This window comes from Nocardia sp. JMUB6875, assembly GCF_041154655.1.
In the GTDB taxonomy this organism is placed as follows: domain Bacteria; phylum Actinomycetota; class Actinomycetes; order Mycobacteriales; family Mycobacteriaceae; genus Nocardia.
In genome coordinates this window covers 1-2,524 of record NZ_BAAFGR010000359.1, presented here as the reverse complement: position 1 = coordinate 2,524, position 2,524 = coordinate 1, and the positions used below count along the sequence as shown (strand labels likewise).

The 2,524-nt window shown below is 63.7% G+C and carries 3 protein-coding genes; 1 reads left to right on the top strand and 2 read right to left on the bottom strand.

Annotated elements, in window-relative coordinates; all coding sequences use genetic code 11:
* Positions 1 to 182: 182 nt before the first annotated feature.
* Positions 183 to 1,463 (bottom strand): lipase family protein, encoded by a 1,281-nt coding sequence (locus ACAM49_RS39785; RefSeq protein WP_369640683.1) that lies wholly within the window; start codon positions 1,461 to 1,463, stop codon positions 183 to 185.
* A gap of 72 nt (positions 1,464 to 1,535) precedes the next feature.
* Complete coding sequence (locus tag ACAM49_RS39780) at positions 1,536 to 1,694, bottom strand: hypothetical protein (protein ID WP_369640682.1); 159 nt, start codon at positions 1,692 to 1,694, stop codon at positions 1,536 to 1,538.
* Between the two features lie 148 nt (positions 1,695 to 1,842).
* Between ACAM49_RS39780 and ACAM49_RS39775 the strand changes: the two genes are divergently transcribed.
* A complete protein-coding gene (locus ACAM49_RS39775; RefSeq protein WP_369640681.1) occupies positions 1,843 to 2,229 on the top strand; it encodes an SSI family serine proteinase inhibitor in 387 nt (128 codons plus the stop codon).
* The last annotated feature ends 295 nt before the right edge of the window (positions 2,230 to 2,524 follow it).

Here is a 2,524-nt window from a genome sequence, read left to right as displayed (position 1 = left end):
GTGCGGATCCGGTCACCATGCTCCTGCTCAACTACGGCAGGATCGGTCAGTGGTGGCCGGTTCTCACCGGTCGGGTGCTCACGTGGGGTCGAAAGCCCTGGCTCGCCTCGACCTTCCGAGACCGTTTCCTACCCGCCTGATCATGCACCTGACTGCGTGCACGCGGTCAGAGCGAGGCCGGTTCAGATCACCGCGCAATCGTTGGTGGCCGGGGCCTGGTTGAACCTCTCATCGACGAAAGGCGCTGCGGCCGCCATGAATTGCAGGCCGGTGGCCTTGTGATCGATGGTCAGTTCGCGGAACTGCACGGGCACTCCCTTGCCGCAGTAGCCGCGTGCGAGGTCGCGTTCGTCGCCGGCGGCCATGACGCCGTCACCGTAGCCATCGGAGTTGCCGATCATGACGAACATCGGGGCTTTCGGGTCGGCGGGTGCGCTCATTCGCGTGTCGGTCAGCATGTGCGCGAGTTCCGGGACCCGCATGTACTGCTGGTATTGCGGAAGGAGTAGATCCTGGATGGACAGGGTGTAATCGACGGTTTCCAGGCAGCGGTTCTGCACATCGTGCATCACCCGCTTGCCGAAATCGGAAAGGTAGGGATCCAGGTCGATGCCGTAGCCGCGGGACACGCCGCCCAGGATCAGGGGGATCACCCTGGACCAGTCCTTGGTTCCGTTCATGTAGTCGATCGCGTGCTGGTAGTCGACCGGGAGGCCGCCCTCGGCGACGCCGATGATATTCAGTTCCGGCGCATAGCCGTTCGCCGCGGCCTCGGTGGCGAACTCGGTCGCGATCGACCCGCCGGAGTAGCCGATCATGACGACCGGTGTCTGCGCGGGGTCGGCGGCGAGTTGGCGCTGGGCGGCACGAATGCCGTCGAGCGTGGCGTGTCCGGCTTGCCGGCCGGCGCCGAAGGCGAGGTCGGTGGTTTCGTAGTCGGGGACCACGACGGTGTATCCGGCGCTCAGATAGTGGCTGATGACACCGAGGTCGACGTAGCGGCCGTATTCGTTGATGTTGCCGCCGCCCCGCAAGGAGTAGGACGGATTGCATTGTGAGCCGAGCGCGTCGTAGAAGTTCTGGAAGGAAACGATTTTCGGGTTTCCGCCGGGGTTGGCGGGCTGTATGACGGTCGTGGCGGCGAGGCTCGGCTGCCCTGTCTGACCGGTGGTCCGGTAGAGCAGTTGGATGCCGTTGACCGGGAGCGGGAGCGCGGGAGTCGCCGCCGCCAGCGGGACTGTGCGAGTGCGCAGTACCGTCCCCGGTTCGGCGTCGGCCGAGTCGTCGTCGTAGGTATAGAAGGGATCGCTGCTCGGCGGCAGCGGGTCCTGGGCGAGTGCCGGCGCCGCAGCGGCCAGCAGACCGGCGAATGCGCAACAGGTCGCCACCATCCGCAGACCACGCAGCATGTTTGCCGCCGAGGACTTCCCGATCCGGGTAGACGAGTGAGGTCGCCGTGTCATGGTCAGCAAACGTACAGCAATAGTCATGGATGGTCTCGCAACGATCTCGGCGGGTTCGAATCGTCCGATGTGTCAGTGCAGTTGTTCGGCCACCTCGTTGCGGTAGACCTCGAGGAAGCTCTTGTCGGAAGGCAGCAGCCGCTCCGGTCCGAGGAAGAATTTCCCGGCGGTTTCATCGTGCATGGTGATGTGCAGCAGCCCGATTCGGTACCAGGCTAGGTAGTCCAACAATCAACAAATTCATTCTTGGGGCGGAGATGTTTCCACCTGACCCGGCGCGCCATGGCCTGACCCCAAACCACCTGTGCCGCAGGTGAATCCGGCAATCGCACCGGATTTGCAGGCCGGTGCGCCCACGACGGGCGTCGCCGTTCCATCGATGCGAACCGGGTCCGCTACCGCTAGGGCCGCCCCTGCCGTCACGGCCACCGCGGTCCCGACGACAAGCGCTACGACCGCGGAGTCGGTTCTCGCCCTGGCCGTTCGCTCGAGCATCCGAGTCGCGGCGCGCACGATCATCCTCGAATGCGGCCCACCGGGCGGTACCCACCCCGACCCGCCGAGGGCCTGCGCGCTGATGACGAAGGCCGACGGCAACATCCGCGCTCTCGTCGACAAACCCGACCCACCGACATGCCCACAGGACTGGGTACCGGTTTCGGTGGCGATCGATGGCACCTGGCGCGGCCACACAGTCCACGATGGGGGAACATTCTCCAATATGTGCGTATTGGGTGCGGTCACCGCAACGGTGTTCGACTTCTGACGCAAATATCCGACTACCGGCCACGAATTTGAGTGCGCGGAGTTTTTCGACCGGGTTGTGGCTAATTCGCTGAACCTGCATGGAGACAGAATGCTGTTACGTGCATAACAATAATGCGGTTCCGTTCAATGAGCCTGTCAGCGATTTCCGACAGGCTCGGAGAATTACTGAGTGTTGCGTTCTGTCCGTCCGGCTGCCGACACGCTCGAGGGGTGCGGGTTGAAATAACGCTGCTCGGTTGCAGGTCAACGTATGGTGCAGCGGACAGGCTGCTGGCAAACAGTCAGCTACCTAT